General features: G+C 42.6%; 19 protein-coding genes. 15 read left to right on the top strand and 4 right to left on the bottom strand.

All coding sequences use genetic code 11. The features are described 5' to 3' along the window. Positions 1-190 precede the first annotated feature (190 nt). The 4 genes from AB5062_RS12450 to AB5062_RS12465 form a co-directional block, all read right to left on the bottom strand. Positions 191-649, bottom strand: a complete 459-nt coding sequence (locus AB5062_RS12450; RefSeq protein ID WP_008776218.1) for a hypothetical protein — start codon at positions 647-649, stop codon at positions 191-193. A 12-nt stretch (positions 650-661) separates the two neighbouring features. Further along, entirely contained in the window at positions 662-1,381 is a 720-nt protein-coding gene (locus AB5062_RS12455; protein WP_005777329.1) for a hypothetical protein, read from the bottom strand. 403 nt (positions 1,382-1,784) lie between these two features. After that, on the bottom strand, positions 1,785-3,164 hold the full coding sequence (locus tag AB5062_RS12460; protein ID WP_004310152.1) for a DUF5458 family protein: 1,380 nt from the start codon (positions 3,162-3,164) through the stop codon (positions 1,785-1,787). Between the two features lie 12 nt (positions 3,165-3,176). Continuing rightward, positions 3,177-3,644, bottom strand: coding sequence for a hypothetical protein (locus tag AB5062_RS12465; protein ID WP_004310151.1), 468 nt, complete (start codon positions 3,642-3,644; stop codon positions 3,177-3,179). A gap of 167 nt (positions 3,645-3,811) precedes the next feature. On the opposite strand from AB5062_RS12465, the gene AB5062_RS12470 reads away from it, so the two are divergent. The 15 genes from AB5062_RS12470 to AB5062_RS12540 all read left to right on the top strand — a co-directional run. Beyond that, positions 3,812-4,234 carry a GPW/gp25 family protein gene (locus AB5062_RS12470; protein ID WP_004310150.1) on the top strand — a complete coding sequence of 141 codons (423 nt, stop codon included), beginning with the start codon at positions 3,812-3,814 and terminating at the stop codon, positions 4,232-4,234. Positions 4,235-4,241: 7 nt separating this feature from the next. Further along, entirely contained in the window at positions 4,242-6,017 is a 1,776-nt protein-coding gene (locus AB5062_RS12475) for a type VI secretion system baseplate subunit TssF (protein WP_009041030.1), read from the top strand. Further along, positions 6,014-8,452, top strand: coding sequence for an AAA family ATPase (locus tag AB5062_RS12480; RefSeq protein ID WP_009041031.1), 2,439 nt, complete (start codon positions 6,014-6,016; stop codon positions 8,450-8,452). The genes AB5062_RS12475 and AB5062_RS12480 overlap by 4 nt, the downstream gene beginning before the upstream one ends. Then, positions 8,437-9,372 (top strand): hypothetical protein, encoded by a 936-nt coding sequence (locus AB5062_RS12485; protein ID WP_009041032.1) that lies wholly within the window; start codon positions 8,437-8,439, stop codon positions 9,370-9,372. Before AB5062_RS12480 ends, AB5062_RS12485 begins: the two co-directional genes overlap by 16 nt. A 13-nt stretch (positions 9,373-9,385) precedes the next feature. Then, positions 9,386-10,264 (top strand): TssN family type VI secretion system protein, encoded by an 879-nt coding sequence (locus AB5062_RS12490; RefSeq protein WP_004322089.1) that lies wholly within the window; start codon positions 9,386-9,388, stop codon positions 10,262-10,264. Positions 10,265-10,267: 3 nt separating this feature from the next. Continuing rightward, complete coding sequence (locus AB5062_RS12495; RefSeq protein ID WP_005777318.1) at positions 10,268-11,416, top strand: hypothetical protein; 1,149 nt, start codon at positions 10,268-10,270, stop codon at positions 11,414-11,416. A gap of 20 nt (positions 11,417-11,436) precedes the next feature. Next, positions 11,437-11,934, top strand: coding sequence for a hypothetical protein (locus AB5062_RS12500; protein WP_005777317.1), 498 nt, complete (start codon positions 11,437-11,439; stop codon positions 11,932-11,934). After that, entirely contained in the window at positions 11,931-12,377 is a 447-nt protein-coding gene (gene tssO / locus AB5062_RS12505; RefSeq protein ID WP_004310143.1) for a type VI secretion system TssO, read from the top strand. The genes AB5062_RS12500 and tssO overlap by 4 nt, the downstream gene beginning before the upstream one ends. A 10-nt stretch (positions 12,378-12,387) precedes the next feature. Then, positions 12,388-13,329 (top strand): PKD domain-containing protein, encoded by a 942-nt coding sequence (locus tag AB5062_RS12510; RefSeq protein WP_009041033.1) that lies wholly within the window; start codon positions 12,388-12,390, stop codon positions 13,327-13,329. Beyond that, positions 13,326-15,674, top strand: coding sequence for a type VI secretion system protein TssR domain-containing protein (gene tssR, locus AB5062_RS12515; protein ID WP_009041034.1), 2,349 nt, complete (start codon positions 13,326-13,328; stop codon positions 15,672-15,674). Before AB5062_RS12510 ends, tssR begins: the two co-directional genes overlap by 4 nt. A gap of 5 nt (positions 15,675-15,679) precedes the next feature. Further along, the gene (locus AB5062_RS12520) at positions 15,680-16,483 is read left to right on the top strand and encodes a DUF5457 domain-containing protein (protein ID WP_009041035.1); all 804 of its coding nucleotides are present in this window, start codon (positions 15,680-15,682) and stop codon (positions 16,481-16,483) included. Between the two features lie 513 nt (positions 16,484-16,996). After that, complete coding sequence (gene tssD, locus AB5062_RS12525) at positions 16,997-17,392, top strand: type VI secretion system tube protein TssD (protein ID WP_004310139.1); 396 nt, start codon at positions 16,997-16,999, stop codon at positions 17,390-17,392. A gap of 110 nt (positions 17,393-17,502) precedes the next feature. Then, the gene (locus AB5062_RS12530; RefSeq protein WP_009041036.1) at positions 17,503-19,260 is read left to right on the top strand and encodes a type VI secretion system Vgr family protein; all 1,758 of its coding nucleotides are present in this window, start codon (positions 17,503-17,505) and stop codon (positions 19,258-19,260) included. After that, complete coding sequence (locus AB5062_RS12535; protein WP_009041037.1) at positions 19,257-20,606, top strand: hypothetical protein; 1,350 nt, start codon at positions 19,257-19,259, stop codon at positions 20,604-20,606. The genes AB5062_RS12530 and AB5062_RS12535 overlap by 4 nt, the downstream gene beginning before the upstream one ends. Positions 20,607-20,613: 7 nt before the next feature. Next, a partial coding sequence (locus AB5062_RS12540) for a DUF6531 domain-containing protein (RefSeq protein WP_368329696.1) occupies positions 20,614-21,724 on the top strand: 1,111 nt, incomplete at its 3' end.

The following is a 21,724-nucleotide window of genomic DNA, read 5'->3' on the forward strand; positions in this document are numbered from 1 at the left end:
CATTTCAGAAAGCGACGTATTAATTGCTTATTTATTGCTATATTATGGGAAAAATATCCAATTTGAAAAAAGAACACTTTCTACACGAAGAAAACTTGCTGCACATCTACATCAAATCCCTGATAGTTTCCGATTGCGATAAGAGAAGTCAATTTGAATGAGACCCTAATGATTTCATATAAAGAAAACTTCATGTTAAATTATTCATGTGAGAATTATAAGAATAAAGAAGCATTATATCAACTAATATAACTAATATGGTAGTCAACAAGAAAAGAAAAAAAATATTTTTATATTTTTTTCTTTGTGGAACAGACATCAGTCTAAAGTCATGTTCCAATTTTTGATATTTTTTCTCATCATATATTTTTAAATTGATAAAAGATAATATTATCAACAATATAAGCATGGGAATAGCTATAGGTTCTGGTTTGTCATATATGCAAAGTTGAACTTGGTCATCAAATAGAGTCAACAAAATAGAAACAAAAAGCAACACATAAGAAAATTGACATACCGTAACAACTACAAAAGAACGGTCAGGAAACCCCTTTGACGGTACAGTTGTCCAAATCCAATAAAATATATTATCGAAAAATGAAACTCTATTTTTTTCTTTGAAAGAGGATGTATTACGTTTTATATTCATTGTATTGTGGTATCATTTTCCTTGTCTTAATATATGTTTTTTATGATTGGGCCTGACTCTCATTGGTTCACAATAATAAGGACGGTCAACTCTTGTTGCATCTGCGGGAGTAATAGTACCATGTATTTCTTCATAACTTGGCGGGGAAATATATGGACGTTTTGAAACACTGGTTATGAACCATAAAATACCAAGAGCAATTCCAACTGGAGGGCAATAAGCACCGATAATATAAATACCCGTGTTCACTCCCATATTTAATGCCGCCTCGGAAAAAGTCTGTTTACCAGAAATCCATAGTGCTGTATCAATAATAAGCCCTGCAAAATAGATTTTCCTACCTACACCTTTCGCAACTTCACCTTTTGTTGTATATACTCTATTGGGATTACGAACCAAAGTACCTTGTCTGTTTATCTGAATATACTTTTCTCCAATGACAATAGGTTTTTGAGATAATTGCTCAAAAGAATTTGCAATACCATATAAAGACAAAGCAGTAGTTCCCTTGTCTATCAGCCCCTCTAATGGTTGCAATCCACTTTCAATATTTTTCTCATCCTTTATCACTACCAATTCATAGAAAGGTGTGGAAAATGATTCAGTAGATGTGGTATCAGATGATATGACATAGCGAGACCGCCAAAATACACATCCTAAACCTTCAACATAACCATTATGTAATTGTCGATTTTGGCACATTGCCTCAAATTGCTGCAAAGTAATTTCCATTTCAGACCTTTTTATTATATGAACGAGAAATATTTGTCTAAAGTGGCAAATATACAACTCGTTAATGTTTTACTTATTCTTGATGATATTTACCGTCCAGTATTGTACCTTCATAGCAACCAATCCTTATGACTGGCAAGCTGCATAAATAATGCTTTTTCTGTGAATATGCGATATAGCATGAGGCTAAAAGAGTATGGCTCCTTTGGCTTAACCCTCGTTCACTTTTACATTAAAGTGTGCAAGAGCTTGTCCGATTTCGCCACGCTATTGAGGATACTCATCTGATTACGGACACCTATTCTTATCCAATACTCTTTCTTTTCTTTATTCAAATAAGTGAATAAATAATTTACAGATGGACATACATTATGCCCATCTGTAAATTTAAAATTATTCAATACTATTCTTGATGATATTCGCTTTCCCAAATAGCATCCTCCGGATTATCGCCTTTATGACCGGCAAGCTGTATCACGAAGCTTTTTGCCGGGAAATACGGTGTGATGTGGATGTCAAGAAGCACACGGTCTTTCTGATTCGGGTCTTGTTCAATCTTCATAACCTTGAAGCGTTCGATGAGTTTGTTCGGTCCCATTACACTATCGAGGAATTTCACAACCTGACCACGTAAATCTGCTTCCGTGCGAGTAGTCCAATTTTCAAATGCCCGACGGTTCAGGAAATCAATCAGTACCTTCGTTATATAGTCGAATACACGAACTACGGAGTAGGTCTGCAAGCCAAGATTATCTCCATTAAATAATGTCTTGGCGGAGAAAGCCATAACCTTGCTGTACTCGTTCACCATCGGCACAAGACCCATACGTTCAAGCTCGGAAATCTCGCTCTTGCGAAGGTCGAAGCGTACACTTTCTACTTCATTAAGTCCACCAAATTTCTTTCCGGCTACTACCTGAGACATTAAGGTGTTGTATATTTTTCCGGCAAGTGAAGAAGATGGCGGAATATAAAGATTTTCTTCTTCTCCAACGCTTTCCTCTCTTTGACGACCAAGCAACCAGTTACAGGTCATAATAGTATTCGATTTGAACACATCTCCACTCGTATGATTGGCATTGAAGAATATATCTACTACATCGTCCGGAGTTTCAAGGTCTTGAAAGTCTGTAACAAGAAAAACCTTGTTCTCGTATGCCATTTTAGACCACTTATCCAAAATGGCATTTGAGCCTATATATCCAGGAACGACAAGCAAGGAGTAGTTGCGACGCAGGTCAAGACGGTCAAAATTTTGTTTGAGTTCGTTGCTAATGTGGTCAGCGAAAATGGTATTGTCCAAATCCTGAAGCTGCTCCATGGTCGCATTGACAATGGTGACATTCTTCACCTTATCACTTTCCGTGTTCTTGTAAAAGAACGCAATAGTGCGATATGCGCTTTCAAGTTCCCGTGTCCTGGCAAGAGCATTCTTCAAGTTATGATTAAGAAGGTTCTCGGCGTTTTCTGCGGTTTCTTTGGCCTTGTCCCGCATTTGTTCGGCAGTGTCATTCTCACGTAAGAGTTTGAGCCATACGCTTAAGCGATTAACCAAGGCCTTACGTTCATTTTCCCACTGTTCATCCGTGAGGAAGATGTTGCGACGGGCCTTTCGTGCCGGATTAAGATTGGAATACCCATCTATGATATTTTCAAGAAAAGCGAAGCCACCAAATTCTTTGAGTTTGTCTATTGCCGATGCAGATGACTTTTGCGCCTGTTGTGATACGACTTTCTGTGAGGTTGTCGTACTGGCTGTCTGTTGTTGAGTTTCCTGCTTCATCTTAGTAAAAGATTAAAGTTCTACTTTCTTTTGATTTGCCAGAATCTCCTCGATTGATGATTCAATCACGTCCATAATGGCATTTTTGACTTCCGGATTTTCAAGTGCTTTCTGTAAAGCGCGGTTGGAAGTAAGCTGGCGAGTTATTCTGACGCCCTGCTCTTTCTCAATGTCAAGTTTACTCAAGAAATCACTCTTCTCTTTAATCTTCTTGGCTCCGAAGTCTCCAAGTCCGGTGAATGTCATGATTTCCTTGATTTCATTACCTTCCGCATCCACGTGGCATAAGTCAACTGTTGGTTCAAAACGTTGGAACACATCTTCAATGGTTTCCAAACCATACACGCTTTCCGGAGCCGCAGGAGCTTCATCTGTCAGTTTTTGAACTATCAAAGTTCGGTTGGAGGGGATTTCCGCGATGGATTCGTTCGCATCGACTTTTACTTCGTTGCCTCCAATTCCATAATTGTAGATTGCCATAGAATTTACTTTTTAATATCATACTTTTTTTATAGCTCTCTTTTGGTTTTGTGACCGTGCGCAATATATGAATTATTTCTGAAACCGTCAAATTTTTAGGAGCATTTTATTGGCATCTAACAAGGAAAAGAGTATATTTGCGAAATAGAATAAAATAAAAGAATAGTATGACTTACCTGAAAATGCCATTACAATTGCAATCGGCTGTTGCCAAGAAATTGCAAAGGTGTTCCTATCAGGAATCGATAGCCCAACACATCATGCTACTGATTCTTTCTCACCATGGGGAAGTTATCGGCCGAGAAGACTTTGGTTCCATGATATGGGACCTTGAGTTCAACCAACTTGTGAAAATCAGCGATTGGGAGGAAGGAGTAAAAAACTCCTTAATAAAAACGATAGAGAAATATGAAAAGAGACTACGGAATGTAGATGTGAACGTTACCCTTTTGGAAATAGAAGAAGAAAATATAGATAAAGTATCTCATATCCGAAGAAAGGCACAAATAACCGTGACCGGAATAATGGATAGAACCAACGAGAAATTCAGTTTTAACACCTCATTATATATAAGCCCTTTATCACAATAATCGAACTATGTCAGACAAGAAACAAATTGCAATAAAGGAACGAATATTAAAGCAGGCTATGGAGTTTTGGGGTGTATCCGATATACGCGATATGGACCCCGTGATAGATTTGCTGCTTGAAGTTTTTGCCCATGAGTCCAACAAGCTGCATCAAGAAATAGATCAGTCCGATTCACGGATACTTCACCGCCTGTCCAGAATACTCATAGGAAACAAATGGTCGCTGCCAAAGCCGGCCCATGCGCTTATGACTATTACCCCCAATCATGGGGAATGTTGCGAACTTGATGCCGAAGATCACTTTTATGCAGAGAAAAACATATTTGGCAAAGGGGATATTCAAGTCTTTATAACCCCTTTGTTTTCCTATAAACTGGTTGATGCAAAAGTCAAAGCAATCGCATACAACGATAGTATAAGGCATTCAACCGATAGCTTTAGCACTCCAACACGCTTCCTTGGCCATAAAAACCGGATAGCGGATTATTGCGTCTGGGTCGGGCTGGATGTGTCTAAAGAAGTCCTGCAAAAAATGGACTCTGTAATGTTTTGTATCAAGCCTTCCGATATGGGGTTGCTTCCGTTTATGAATATGGCTTTCTTCTATGACTGCACAGGAAACCGATTGAATACAAAAACAGGCCTTCATGTTGAAGATCCATATAGTAATGCGCACTACTTTGATGAAATCCGCGATTTTTATAGTGACCTATATTTTAATGTGAGTATAAAAGATGCTTCCAAAGAGAAACATACCTACCGGGAAATGTTTCCCGGTTATGTGGCCGACTGTGAGGTCCCGGATGACTCTGAGAATCTCTTTTGGGTCAAGATAGTCTTTCCGGAAATATTCACGAAAGAAAGTCTTGAAAATCTGGAAGTATATTTGAACACATTTCCGGTTGTAAACAGACAAATCGTTTACAAACAGCATAATTTCCGTTCCACCGGACGAATTATACCCCTGAAATGTCCGGGCCGTACACAATTCTTGAACATACGCTCGTTTCAAGACAACAAAGGCCGGGAATATGTAAACCGGCTGAACCAGTATGAGGAAAATCCGACAGGTATATTCAGCCTGTATTTTGGCGACCTTGAACGATTTGATTCGGACAGTGCCCGCTCATTAATTTCAAAAGTGTTACAATTAATGAAAGAAGACGGGAGTGCTTTTGCTTCAATGAATCCGGATGCACTTTCGACGCAGCTCAAAGAGTTGTTCAACAAGATAAATGATATAGAGAAAGGATTGGAGGCCACGCTAAAAGGAGATAACAAAATAAAGGCCTTTGTTTTAAGTGTCCCCCAAAAGGATGCGACCAATGCCGAGATAAAATATTGGGTGACTTCCGGATCTCTGGCGAACGGTTTCAATGAACGCACACTGATACAACAATTCAACATAGAAAAATATGACGCTTCAGGCATCATGTTGCGCACTTGTATGCAAGGAGGAACAACGCATGATAGCGAACAGGAACTTATTAATAGTTTAAGGTACGGTCTGTTGTCCCGGGAACGGATTATATCTAAAGAAGACATCAAAAGCTACTTGTTGCACAAGCTGGGAAAACATGTTGAATCAGTCGAAGTCGGTAATGGCGTGACTATATCTCCTGACAGCAAAAAAGGATTAATCAGAGTGACAGAGGTCAAGATAAAGTTTGGACAATTTGATAAAGATGAAATTCCCAATCTGGAAGAATTGGCCCATTATCTTGAAAAAGATTTGACTGAACGCTCTGTATGTAATTCAAACTATAAAATCAAATTCGTATGAATGATAGCAATTATAGCCCAAGTTTGGTGTCTGCCCTTAAGATAGCAAGAGGAATGGCACTTCAAGACAAGCATAACACGTTCGGCGTGTCACATCTTGTCATGGCCATGTTTGCAGAAAACACGGGTCTAAAGGAAATTTTATCCTCGATGCAGAAGGATGTCGGCTACATAATGGAATGGTTTGACACCCACCGCGAAATGTATAGGTCCAGTGGTACTTCCACAGAAGAAGTGGAACCTGATGAAGAACTGTCAAAGGTCTTGGATGAATCCGAACGGTCTAAAATTAAATTAGGAGCGGATTCCATAGACTCCATCTGTGTGTTTACCGCCATATTGCGTGAAGGTGTCGTGTATTCGCATCAGCAGATAGAGATGCTGGATGTTTCGGAAGATGACATATTGTCCCACTACAATGCCCTTACCCCGTTGCATTCTTATCAAGGAGAGGAAATGCAGATAACAGCAAGCGTTCCTTATGCCGACAACCTGAAAAAGCAAGAAACCATCAATGCCGGTGGCTTTGTCGTCGGTAGGGAAAAAGAGGTCCGTACTATTTTAGAATGCCTCGAACGCTCAGAGAACAAGGGCATACTGATTGTCGGTGAATCCGGTATCGGGAAGAGTTCCATCATCAACGCCTTTGTCAAAGATATCTGTGAGAATGAAGACGAGATGTTAAAGCAAATATCTATTGTCGGACTCAATACGGCAAAACTGCTCGCATCAACCTCGTCTGAAACGGAGATAGCACAAAAAGTTGTCAATCTGATGCACAAGCTCAACCAATTGGAACAAGCTGTGCTGGTGATTGATGATTTACAGGTCCTTTTGGAGAACAGCGTATCAGGCAAAGCATCCACACTTATCAACATATTAAGTGCGCAAATCAGCGAGGGAGCCGCAAATCTTGTTCTCACACTCACGAACGATTCTTACCGGAAGAACATCGAAAAGCATCCGATAGAAGGGCGTCTTGATATTATAAAGATTGAAGAACTGGATACGGCTACGCTTGAAAGTGCCATACAATTACATAAAAAAAGGATTGAAAACTATTACGAGCTGAGAATTTCAGATGCGTGTATTAAAGATTCAATCGCACTCTCCAAACGATATTTTAAGGAACGCAGCCTGCCATCTGCCGCCATCGACCTGCTTGACAGAACCGCTGCTGCCGTCCGGCTATGCAATAAGAATGCACGAGCCAGTGTATCTGATTTGGAAACGGATTTTGAGGAAATAAAGAGTCTCGACGAAAAAATATCTGAAGGGCCGCTTTACTTACTGTACCGTTCTGTATTCAGCAAAATCAGTGTCGTATTGACCACCAAGCTGTCAGACAACTATGTATGGGATAAAGAAGATGACATCGCGATAAAAGCAGGACGTTTGTCGGGCATCATCAAAGAATTAAAGGCACTATCCGACCAGTCTATTGAAGAGATACGCTCTTCGGAAATAGAGGCGATTGTAGCGGAGTGCACCAATATACCTATCGGAAAAATACAAGCCCGCGAGAAGGATCGACTTTTGAGCATCGAGAGCAAATTGCAAGAACGGGTCAAAGGACAGAACCGGGCTATTACGACTTTATCAGATGCCATTATAGAATCACGCAGCGGACTGAGTGACCCCAAGAAGCCTATAGGTTCATTCTTCTTCCTTGGCCCTACCGGAACGGGAAAAACAGAACTCACAAAATCACTGGCCGAGTTACTGTTTGATGACGAATCAGCCATGATCAGATTTGACATGTCCGAGTTCAAGGAAGAACATTCGGCTGCATTGCTGTATGGTGCACCTCCGGGATATGTAGGATATGAGGAAGGTGGTTTACTGGTCACTCAAATCAGACAGAAACCTTATTCGGTAGTGTTATTCGATGAGATTGAGAAAGCCCATAGCAGCGTTTATGATGTTTTCCTGCAAATGATGGATGAAGGCAAAATACATGATAAACTGGGCCGGGAAGGAGATTTTTCAAATTCCATAATCATTTTCACCTCCAATATCGGAAGCCAGTGGATTGTGGAACAAATACAATCCGGACATACTCCTGATTCCGGAAAGCTCATCGAGGTTATGGCACAGTATTTCCGACCTGAATTTTTGGGACGTCTCACCGAGGTGGTTCCGTTTGCGCCAATAGATGAAAATGTCGCCAAACAGATATTCAACCTCCATTTTGGAAGATTGCAAGAACAACTGATGAAACAGAAAAACATCCAGTTGAATTTGTCGGATGAAGCATTGCAACATCTGGCAAACAAAGGGTATTCTCCCAAATACGGCGCACGTCCGATTGCTGGAGTCATAAGAACTTATATCAAGAAGTCCGTATCTCGTCTGATTGTCTCTGAGCAAATCAGGCCGGGTGACAACATCGTCATAAACTATCGAAACGGTGAACTGATATGGGAACAATGTTAACGCAAAAGAAGCCCTTGGAAAGCATCCAACGAAGTCAGGCAATAAATTTTGTCGCAGAAATCTTTTATGATGAACTTCAATTTATTCTTGACCGGCGGCTGTTGGACCATACTATGGTTAATTGCCATGGTATGAACAGTCGTGTGAAATCCAGAGATGTATTAAGCGTTTCGGTACAGCATATCGCGGCGACAAATGCCGACAAAGAATATATATTACTGAATCTGGCAAGAAACAGCATCTACCATCAATTGCCGGAATTACTATTTCATCCATTGGTGCTTAGCACACCGGGCATGAGCAACAAGGAGATAGTTGAAGCCATCCGAGCCAATGAAAAACAGGATAAAGAGCTTATACAATTCTTTGCACCCTTTGATACAGAGTTTTTCAAAGAAAAGGTCCGTATCAATAACCGCCATCTGAATTTCTTTTCAGACCCGGACTCCAAGAAGAACTTCATCAAGATGATTGAAGTAATGGAAAATGTCGAACTATCCATTACTTCCCATCAGAAATATAAGCTGTTCCTATTCCTCTGCAATGCAGAACGGTATAAAGAGAACCTGCCTGCTATCGAGCAACTGCTTCTTATCGTTTTGGGATTGAAGGTGAAACTGCGACTGGAAGTCCATGAGATTGATGAAACGGTTTACCTTTCCGTCGGTTCCGGATGTGTCGGACAGACATTAGGCCTTAATGGTCTAATGATAAGCGAAACCGATGATTTGACGGCGACAATCATCCTTGATACTCCGACAGATGACTATGAGGAGGTAAAAACGCATCTATCCAATGTCCGCCGGATACTTGAATTTTTCATCCTTTCAACAAGAAATATCGAAGTTGATTATCTGGTACGTGGAGAAACGGATTTTATACTCGGAGAAAACCGATTAGGATATAATATGAACTTATGAAAAATCTAATAATATGAAGATATTGCTATATTTCTTTGCACGTTATTTATTGGCTCCATTATTTGTAGCCGTGATGATATTTGTCTTGACCGGAATAAAAACGATCAAGAGCAAACTTAGCCTGAAGAAATTAATCATATTCATTCTTCTGGCTTCCATTGCCGTCGCTTTACCCAGCCTGTTCGGTTTCCTAAAAAACGAATACGTCTGGGGAGGCTTGACATTCACGATATTGTCCTATATCCTCCTTGGAGCATTGTTCTGCAAACTGTCAACCTCCGATTTGTTCGGAGCAATCGGTATTGGCAGTTCCCGAACAGCGGTCATTCTCACTCTAACCACAATATGCGCTTTAGGCGGATGGTGCTATTATCTGCTGTTTGAACTGATAAGCAAGCTACCTTATTCGCTATGGAACACAACAAATATCCTGTGGTTTGCAATCCCATATCTGATTATGTACAGCAGAACCCTGTTCCTGGACATCCCGCATCCGATATATACCCCATGGGAATTGAGTTATGGTACCTTTGACCGGAAATATTGGGACAACATAGACAACTTCGGCTTCCGAACAGTCAAAGTCAAGATCAAACGGAATATAAAAGACCCGACATACGCTTCGTTGGTTGTCCGCCTGCCCAATGAAATATCTCTTGGGAATTGGTTCAATTGGGTTATCGAAGACCAAAACAGGCGTTTCCCCCAAAACAAGATTGAAACAGAGAAGGAAGATATGCAAATCGGATGGATGTTCTATACCTCAAAATGGTTTAACTTCCCGTTGTTCATAAGAATACTTGACCCCACTCTGACGAGTGAGGGCAATAAGATTAAGAATAATCAAACGATATATATCCGGCGTGTACAAGTAGAAACAAAAACATCATAATATATGAAAACACTAACATATTTGCCTGTAAACTGGGTCAATGGTCTGAAGCTGACCAGCCAGCATTTCTTTGCAAACCAGTATTGCCAAACGGAAGCTCTCAACCGCGAAGCAGGAAGGAGTCTGACCAGTTATAACTATGGTCTTGGAGAGGTCCTTGAAGGGATAGGTGACAATCTTGAAATAGAGATTTCAGGTGATACCATGTCCACTCTCTGTGTCCGCCTGAAAAGCTGCAACGCAATCACCAAAGGCGGTCTGCCCATCGTTTATTACGACGGTTTATACGGGGATGAGAAACCCTGTGCAACCATTTCAGAATCCGGTCTGCAAGCCGAGGACAGCGAGTATATGGTACTAATATCCGTAGATCCGTATCACTTGATACCTGTCGGTGAACCGGACCCGGAAGAGGTGCCTTTGCATCACCCGTATGTCTTGCCGAGCATAAAACTCCATATCGTTCCCAAAAACCAAGTCAACAAATCTTTCTACAGCCAGAATTTTTTGCTGGTGGCAGAGGTATGCAGACAAGGGAATACCTATAAAATCAATCACCAATATATTCCACCGGTACAACATTCCGCTTGCCACGATGGGATTAAAACATTCATTTCCCAATTGGCACGTACCCTACAGTCGATAAAAGAAGACGTGAAACTCATTTACAGCAGGAATGTTGCTGACAAGCGTAGAGATACGCTTGCCAATAATACATTTGAGCTGTGTAAGGCTTTCTCGGCCTTTTACAACTCAAGAATCTTCTTTATCGAACAAATCGCCTTAGAGCAACCGCCGATATATCTTGTGCAGGCCGTGAATGAGCTTGCAAACGGTCTGAACTCCGCTCTTCAAAGTCTTTCCGAAACGGAAAGAGAACAATTGCTCCAATATTTCTATGAGTGGACCAATGTCACACCCTCTGAATTTATCACGAAGATAGAGAGCGTAACCAAGCTTATGTATGACCATACCAATATAAACCAGTCATTGCAGACGGCAGGGGCATTTGTGACACTGCTCAGCAATATGTTCCACAAAATGAGTGAACTGGAATACATCGGAATGGTTCGTGAGAATATTATAGTAGGAGACGAAAGTCACGAAACAATAGAGGCTCAAAAGAAACGATCATGGTCGTTTATAGGTTGAGCGATTAAATCATAGCAAGTATGGAAGCAGAAAACAAAATAGCTCGTTTGAAAGCGAAACTCCGATTTACTTTGGTATTCGCTATCGCACTGATTGTTACCACAACCGGAGGTATCGTAACGATTGTGACTGCACAAAAGGGAATATCCCTTCTTGAAAGCAAGAAGGCCGAATATGACAATGTGTTCAAGAAACAGGCAGAACTTAACTTCCAGATAGAAGAATTGTTCCGGGACTTGAACAATCTGAAGACCAAGCGGCGAAATTCGAGTGAACACAAGCACATGCAAAAATTGATAACCAAAAAACGGTTATTAATGGAAAATGACATTGCAATGCAGGCCGATAAAAGCAAGTACGAAGTGTATAAAGCTATGCTTGAACAGATCCGTGTCATCCAATCATCAATGGATGACCTTGACCGCGAAAGCAAAAAGCGTGAAAGCAACATGGAGCAACTTGAAAAGTGTAGAATCAAATATCAGGAATTAACCAAGAATAAACTGACGAAGCCATGACAAAAGACGAAATGCTATGGGGAAACATCCGTTTCCTCCTGCTGCTGATTTTCTCAGTAGCCGCAATTTATATCATACTTTGCCGGTATATACTCAACGTACCGACAGAGGACAGTTCGGAGTTGATAAACGAAATCAACCATTCCGAACGCATTTTTGAAATCCAGCATACACATATGCAGCAGGCGCAGAACATCTGGAATGAGATTGACTCTCTGGACTTCAACATTCATCAGGTACAAAAGATGGACGAGGTGAAGGATGGGATTTACCAATTGCAGCATATATACAAGGAAAACAATATGAATACGAAATTCCTTTTCGGCGTGTTGTCCTCCAGAATGCTTAAATGCCAATTCGACATAAAAGAGGAATTGAACAGTCTGGTACATAACAATGCACTGATTGAACGGGATTTGGAAGAATGTAAAGCCAATTTATAAAACATTCGCAATGGATAATAAGAAAACTATAACAATCATCATATTGGGACTGGTTGCCATGGCAGGTATCCTTTTGTTTTTGTTCCTGCCTTCGAAGTCGCACCTTGCCAATATTGACTTTTATGTATATGACACCAATGATAATTTTCATTATGAGGTCAATGAGCGGTTGGAACTATTAGTCAACGATACGGCAGCGATTAAAGGCAAGCGGCTCATTTGGGAAATGGGAAACGGTGATACACTGATGAGAAATACGGATGTGTCATACACTTACCGTAAGGCCGGCAAATATCTTATTACTTTGAAAATAGACGGAAAACACTCCGTAAACAAGTATATCAAAGTTATCTCAGGGCTGGAGCATGAGGCCATTGATTCCATACCCCGTATAAATGGAGTGTCAGAGGGTTATCAAGGCGAAGAGCTGGTCTTTTCGGCAGAAGGCTATGGTATGGACACATGGCTATGGGAATTTGGAGAAAGCGGTACTGTGGACGCATACGAGCAGCAAGTCGTGTATTCGTATGATATTCCGGGAGAATACACCATCTCATTACAAACCAATACGACGAAATATCCGGTGAAGCACCGTATAACCATTCTCCCACGCTTTGAAAAAGCAGAGGAACTGGTCACGGTGGATTCGTTGGTACTGGTACAGAATGATATTAAAAAACACTTGCAAGCCATAGCTGACGCCAAAGTCTCACAAAGGTCGGTCTATTACGAACATACGAATTATATCCGTAACAAATATTTTTGCATTGATGCAGACCAGGTAGTGGTCGTCATCAATGATGAAAAATACAATGACTTCAACGGCTATTGCCAAGGACTGCATTTTCTTGAAAGCAACAGGAAAAAGCGTGTGAGTATTGATGATGTGAAAATTGACGATTTGAATTGCGTCAAGTCCATCCATGTGACACAAAGTTATATTGAAAAATGAAACAACTGAATCTCATACGAAATCTGTTTTCTGTGGCCGTGATGATTACTCTTGCGTGCAACGTATCTGCCCAAGTGTCCATCCGCGACAGAATACAAATAATGGATAGGGATATATTCAATTATCCGGAATCAACAGACGCTCCTGTCAAAACAAAGAAAAGCAAGACAAACAGAATTGTCTATTCGGACAGGACCGGAAATCAAAGTTATGAAGACCCGTATTTCCAGCGTAAGCGGTCTTCACACGGGATTGGCACACCCTATTACATAGTAGGTGAAAAGAACGGAACCTACAAGCTCGTTCAGGCTGACCCAGACATTACAGGCAAGCCCAAGTCGATAATAGGTTTCCTGTATAACAGCAAGAGACACTTTAAGGAACCCCGTAAAGTCAATTATGCCGGATGGATACCATCAGAAAATGTACTGATGTACGACCATGCCCGCATCAATCCCCGCAACAACCAGCCGATAAGGTACCGTATAGGCATAAACAGCATTAACAAGCTGTTCGATATCCATCAATTCTTCAATGGAGATACCCTGAAAATATACGGAGAGCCGTTTTTGAAAACAACAACGGATGCAGTAGTTGTCAGCGGAGAGGTTGTTTACCTATACAAGTTGGACAAGAGCGGCAAATCCGCATTGATTTCCAATGTTCCCGCATTATCAGACAGTACCAAACGCTTTTTAGGGTGGGTTCCCGCTGACCTTCTTGCAGAAGTCGGCCAAAATGAGGTGTATCATATTGATTATTCACGATACCGTGATTCTTTGTTGTGTGCTGTCAACCTAATGTATCCCGATACGTTGGCATTACATAATGCGAATATTCAGGGTACGATGTTGTTCAACCTGGATGGAAACCCGGCAGGGCCTATAACGAATGGGAATATCCGGCTGAACTATCCTTTGTCCGTCTGGGACAAGAACTGGAATAAAATCATCAATATCAAAGGCGGAGACATCATGGTTTCCGATGTCCGAAAGATGGAAGCGGAAAACAAAAACGTGAACATACATGTACTGTTCAATGATGCCGACCTGCCTTATCTATCCCCATATATCAATGTGCTACAGAACCTAAAGCTGAAAATGAAGCCCGGATATGACTACACTTTCTCAGCAACTTGCATATCCTCCAACGGAGAAAACAGACATTTGGCCCCAACCAAGGACTTTTCAGCCTGGCTCGACTATATCAAACAATCCATTTCTTCCAAACAGAAAAACGAGCAAGAGGAACAATCATCGTTTTACGGTTTTGGCGGGGCTATCAAACAAATCTCCCGTTATGATGACGAAAGCCGTTTCAGCAACAATGTATTTGTCATTTTAGGGTCAAAACAAACTTTATCCTTGCACGAGCAACAACTCTCGTGGCTGGCAACCCAACCGGCAAGGCTTCTGTTTGCCCAGATAGACAGAGCATCAGGCACTTCTTATCAGGACTTCCTATTGCAGGCCAAATCCATTCTGGACAGCCATTCTACGAAATACATAGACCATATATCCAATTATATCGCAGACAGCAGACTGGTAAAGACGGAGCTGTTCAAGAACATAGAAGCTACGGATGCCAACTTATACCTGTACGATGCTCCATACAACAGCCTTACGGTAGGAGGAATCTTATTCCCTAAAGGTAGAAACAGGCTGGAAAGCAACGCTTTGGAAACAGCCTTGGATTCCGTATTATGGCAATCTTTCGAGACGGACAGCCTACTGTTGCACTCACTTAAAGATTATGAGCGAAATATAGGTGTCCTAAGAAGCCGTCCCACATCCGAACTGACGCATATATTCCATCATACGGAAAATCCTGACAGTATGAGCCTTGACGATATAGATAGAAACAGCGTGAATGACACCTACTATATAAAGGCCTCCGTAGCGGACAGTATAATGGACGGGTACGAATATGGATATCTACTCGATGACAAGGAAGTGATGGAACTGCTGCAAAGCTACAGGGGACTGCTCCCGGAGTTCTCAGATAACATAGGGAAAAAGGAGCTAAGAGTGCTTCGCAAGCAATTTAACCGGCAAAAGAAAAGCATAAACAGAAGTTTCTATCGAAAAGTATTGCCCAGAAATCCATATTTGGCTCAAATCTTCTATTGTAAGACGGGAGTCATGGCCAATGACAGCCTTTTAAATTCAACAAAGGTGAAGAAACTAAAGAAAAGAAAGGTTGAACTGACGGACTTTAATAGTGGCTATACAGCCCTGATTTCAAAGATGAAGAGACTGGAAGACATGTATCAACGCAACCTTTTCAGACCTGTATTCATCGCCGGCAAGAAATATTATTTTATTCCGAAACAATTAATACTGTAAATAAAATGGAACCAACAAGAGAACAACTACAGGCAGAGATTCTTGAAATCCTATATCAGAAGTGCCTCCAGAAGCCAATATGGGTATCTTGTGCAGAAATATTTTGGAGCATCAGCAACCTCAAGGTATCAGAACGGAGTGTCAAGGACGTTCTTGACTGGCTGGTAAAAAACGACCTTGTAATTTATCAAGCGGATAAATACCAGATTGCCAAGCGCGAATTTATGGATATATCAAGACGTAAGGCTCTTGAGAAAAAAGAGACCGAAGAAAATGCCGAAGTCCGGACTGTAGAGTATGGAACATCCATTCCGCCTCACACGATGAACCATCATCCATGGCTTGAACGAGAGTACCAACAACCTGTCGCGAAGTCATCAAACACAATGTTTGCCATCATAGCATTAATAGCCTTTCTGATCAGCGGCACACTTGTTGGCATACTCCTGTTCAACAGCTTCGCAACGGAACGGCGCAATAATGCAGAACTGACATACCTTCCGGACAGCATACAAGTTCCCTCGTTACAGGTAAGCACGCCCGGATATATCCGTGACGCATATACGACGAACCGCAACTTCAAGAACATCCAAAATTCGCTGGAGACACAGCAACGGATTAATTCTGAACTTATGGATATCTACAAGGCACAACAATCCCAGATTAATATACTGACAACTTGCTCCAAACAACAAGCGGCAGACATCGAACATTTGGAAAAGGAACGGAAGATCTACACATGGATGATTGCCCTTGCACTCCTGGTATTAAGTTCATTGCTCATCTGCCGATACGGGCGTAAGAATTAGGACATACGCAAACATTCAGACTGCATAGTCAATCTGCTAACGGTATCTGCCACTTTCATGCGGTGGATACCGTTTTTCTGCATTCCGGCAGCAGTTTGCTTTCCGACGGTTTCGTCCGTTCCTGATGAAACTTCTTCTACAAGTGTTATTGTACAATACCGGGAATCAATTTAATAGCGACACATCATCAACGGGGCGTGTTTCTAATCATATAGGACAGTGGCTTTATACACGAACATTAGTTTAAAACGTGTTAAAATGAAAATAACAGCAAAAAAACGCGCTAAAAAATTTGGAAAAAAGAATATAAGCACTTATATTTGCTCACATCAAAGATGATGTTTTATTTTCTTCTCTTTTTCCCACAATAAAACTGAGTCATCCGGAGGCTGAGAGGAAATTTCAAAAAATCGTTTTTGAGGTTTTCTCTTTTTTGCATCTATACCGGTTAGGGCGCAAGGACGGAGAAACCGAAGTAAAATAATTAAGTTTAACCCATTAAATCCAAGTATTATGGCATTTAGAGCATCATTGGAACTTAACAACAAGGAATTTGACGTCCTTTATTCAAACTATGAGTTTAGTCGTAACACAGACCCTAAAGGTATGCCCTCTTCAAGCGTATTGGGCGGTAGAGTAAAAGCAACCATCGAATCAACAGAAGACACTTCTGTCATCGAAGCGATGTTGAACAGTCCTTTCAAACCTGTAGAAGGAAAGATTATCTACAAAAAAACGGAGGAAGATGCCAAGATGAAGGAGATCCAGTTCAAGAACGCATACATCGTTCACTACTCGGAAACTCTGGACGCGAACAACGATGTGCCTATGACAATCACCATTACGTTCTCCGCTGAAGAAATCATCGTCGGCAGCGCAGCTCTTGACAACCGTTGGCCGAAGAAATAAATCGGCGTACATAGGTAAATCCTAAATCAAAACATTTGTCAGGCCGTCCGACGGACTTCCGCCGGGCGGCTTTGGCAATTTGGATATAAACCGTCAAATATAATGCCGCCATGCTGGAACAAAAAAAAGTCACATTGGAAATAGCCGGCATACCCATGCCGTCGTTTGTGCAGTTGATGCTCAAACAGAGTATCAATGAGCATCACTACTTTGAGATAACGCTGGATATCCAAGCCATAGAAGCCTATGGTGTGGAAATCCCGGAGGCGTCAAAAGACTGGGTTGGGAAAAAAGTAATCATGGACTTCGGCGGCACTATTTTTGTCGGCGTGGCCACCATGGTGGGACTTCATCGTTCCGGTGGAACACACGGAAATATAAAAGTGACGGGATATTCGTCAACATTCCTACTGGAGTCAGACCACACTTGTGCCTCATGGTGCAACAAATCCTTGTCTGACATCGTTAAGGAACTTACAGACAAGGCAGGAGTACAAGCTCTTGTCAATCCGGAAACGAAATCGAAGCTGGAATACGAATGCCAGTACGAGGAAACCAACTTCAGATTCATACAACGGCTTGCCCGCCAATATCAGGAATGGCTCTACTACGACGGACAGAACCTTGTATTCGGGAAGCCACAGGCCGGCTTGACGACCAAGCTGACATACGGCGAGGAACTATCCGTGCTCGATGTCTGCTCGCAGACACTTGCCCGACCAATAAAGGGAAGTTCTTACCATTCGGTGAACGACCAGACCTATAACGGTCAATCCCCCGATACCGCAGCCGGACAAAACACATTGGGACAAGCGGCCTTTGACTCGTCATTGGCTTTGTTTACCGCTCCCGCTGTCCAACGGGCGGAACCGCGCATAACCAATAAGGGTGAACTTGACGCCTATTTCCAACGCAGGCAGCAAAGCGACAGCGCCGCATCCAGTTTCATCACCGGGGAAAGCGATTGCCGCATCCTTACGGTGGGCAGTATCATAGATGTTCATACCGCTATCCATACAGGAATAGGTATCCACGTAAAAAATAGCATCGGCACCTATATCATTACGGAAATAACCCACGTAGCCGGTATGGGTGACAGTTACCAGAACTATTTCACCGCACTTCCGTCCTCTATTCCCACCCTTCCATGCCCGGATGTACCTCTGCCTGTCGCTCATACACAGCAGGCCGTGGTTGTCAGCAACGAGGACCCGAAAAAGTTAGGCCGCGTCCAAGTCAAGATGAACTGGCAGACCGGCCCGATGCAAACCTCGTGGATACGGGTACTCACTCCTGACGCAGGTACAAGCGACAAAGTGGCCACAAACAGAGGATTTGTATTCATACCCGAAAAGGGAGACCAAGTCATGGTGGCATTCAGATATGATGACCCGAACCGTCCGTTTGTACTTGGCAGCTTATTCCATGGAAAGTCAGGCACCGGTGGCGGCAGTTCAAACAAAACAAAAAGCCTGACCACCCGCAGCGGTTGTACCATAACGCTTGATGATGAAAAAGGAAGTGTCACCATTGCAGATCCGACCGGAAGCACAATCATCTTGAACGGTGACAATACCATCACCATTGATGCAAAGGACAAAATAACCATCCATTCCAAAGAATTGGAGATACTTGCTGACGAAAAGATAAGAATTGAAGCCGATTCAGAGGTTGAGGTACTTGGTAAGACATCCACTTTTGAAGGTAAGTCCGAGGCAAAAATAAAAAGTGATACGTCCATTAAGGAAGAGGCAGCTACAATCGACATAAAAGCATCTGCAACACTAAAAGCAACGGGAGCAACCGTTGATGTGGATGGTTCTGCGATGACAAATATAAAAGGCGGTTTACTTAATTTTAATCCATGATAAACAACGAACATAATCCGATAGCCATAAGAATCAGCAACGTACAGGACTTATGGATTGAAAGTCGGGAGAAATTTCCCGATGCAAAGATTTATTATCTCGTTTGCGAACCAACCGATTATCAAATTGTAGAAGGATTCATACGGCTTGAAGCCTCCGAACATGGCTGCACGTCGGATATAATTGTTGGTTTCAAAGTTGACTATGATGATAAAACAGACTTTTATAAGTTCTTGATAAAAGCATGGATAGATTCGTTTTCCATGGATGTAGAGAAAAATCCCGATTGGGATTGGGCGGATTTTTCTTCATTCAAGTCAGAGTTGACATCTGTCAGTTCTCTAAGTGCAGATAAACTACGAGACTTGTATATTCGTCTTGTTACAAGTTTCAAGACATTTGTCGGAAACGACAATCTACTCGGCATAACCCTCTTCATATCCCGCATTGGCGATGTGGAAGCTCTGAATGAAGTAATAAAGGACATTGCCGAGCGACTGCCCGCAGGGGTTGCACTTATTCTAATTGACTATAAAAAGAGAGAAGTCTATGATATCCTGCTGTCTGAAATGAAAGGCAAGATATGCCTAATAGACATCCCAAATCAGAATATGACCGGTGCATACAAAGAAATTGCGACCCAAGGTAATCCACAAGATCCGAACGTAAAATATCGGAAATGCCTGTTTGAACTTGGAGAAGCGGCATCGAAAGGAAACAAGGATGAAGCAAAGAAGCTGGGACATGAACTGATAAGGCTAAGCCGTGAAATTGGCGGAACGGCATTTATGGCTTCGTCCTACCTTATGTTTGGGGGATTCATGGTGAAGTTTCATCGCGAAGCCGGGTTCTGCCATGATTTGTTTGACAAAGGGATAGCTTTGGTCCTTCCCAAATACCATGATGAGCAGGATTGCGCACAAATCCTGTTACAACTCTATAATTACAAAGGAACTGTACACAGTTACAATAAAGATATAACAGAAGCCATCAAACAATTTATGACAGCCGTCAAAATAGCCAAGGAGGTCAATATGAAAACCGAGGTTGTAAATGAATACAACTATGCACTACTTATGGCATTGAAAAAAGACAGGCTTACATACGAACCGATCTTAAATGAGGCGTTTGAGTATGGATACTCATTTTCTGACGAAGACTTAAAGATCATCAATCTCTCATTTATTGCCTCTACCTATCTTGACAAAACATACAGCCTTGATTCGTCAAAAAGAGACGAAATCTCAAAACGTATGTCTGACTTATATGGCGAGGACTGGCAGCTTTCCACAAAGGAACTGGCAGCCAAACTCGATGCGGAATACTCACTGAGAAACCAAAAATAGTCTGATTATGTTACTTGCGGACAGTCATATCACTATGGTAGTCGGAGTTGACGTCCATGTGACGACAGCTCCCCCCTTCAATCCCATCCACCCTTACATAGGTATGGTGATGGACCCCGCCGACTACATACCGTTCCTTGGCACGAACGTAAGCGTGAACGGGCTGAAGCGCGGCGTTTCGGACACCGGTGGCATGATTATCCCCCTGGCGCATATCCCGCTTGCCGGGCCTTTCGCCATGGCCTCCATGATTGGCCACGAGAGCATGAACTTCTTCGCCTCGCAGACCGTGTTCTGCGACGGCAGCCGCATGAGTCCGAAAGGTCACATGGTGATGACGTGCAACGACGTGGGCATACCGCTGTCTGCATCATTCAGTAAAAAAGGGAAAAAGACCAAACTTATACCGAGCCTTTTCGCCCCGACCTCCTTTTCCCTTCCTGTTCCCACAGGCAAGCCCGTCATGGTAGGCGGTCCCTATGTCCCCGACTGGGGCGGAATGCTGACGGGACTTGCGGCGAGCATAGGGTTCAGTTCCCTGATGAAATGCGCACGGAACAAGATAAGAAAATTCAACCTGAAAAGACAAATAACCAAAGGGCCTAACAAGCTAAGTCGATTCTTGTGTAAATTAGGCTTTGAGCCGGTGAACCTTGTCAACGGCGCAGTGGTTTACGAGGGTACGGACTTCGGCTTCCCGTCACCGCTTCCATTGGAATGGAGCCGGGCATGGTACTCCGATTCGGAGTACGAGGGCTGGCTGGGCCATGGCGTACACTGCTGCTATGACCGCACGGTGGAAAGTTTCGAGGACGAGGGCGTGACGATGCTCCGCATGGAGGACGGCCGTGCCGTCGCTTTCCCGCCGATAGCACCGGGCGGCGAGTTCTACATGCGCACGGAACGCGTGACGTTGCGCCGCACCGAAAAAGGCTACGAGGCATACAGCCATGACAGCCTGCTCACATACCGCTTCGACATGCGGGACGGCGGCGCGTGGCGCATGACGCGCATAGAAAACCCCGACGGGCTTCACATACAGCTCCGTTTCAGCAACGGCAGGTTCTCCGGAGTGAGCGACCCTGCCGGACGCACGGTACACGCCGCCACCGACACGA

The organism is Phocaeicola sp. RTP21359st1_B8_RTP21360_211022, from assembly GCF_040911965.1.
GTDB classification, from domain to species: Bacteria; Bacteroidota; Bacteroidia; order Bacteroidales; family Bacteroidaceae; genus Phocaeicola; species Phocaeicola vulgatus.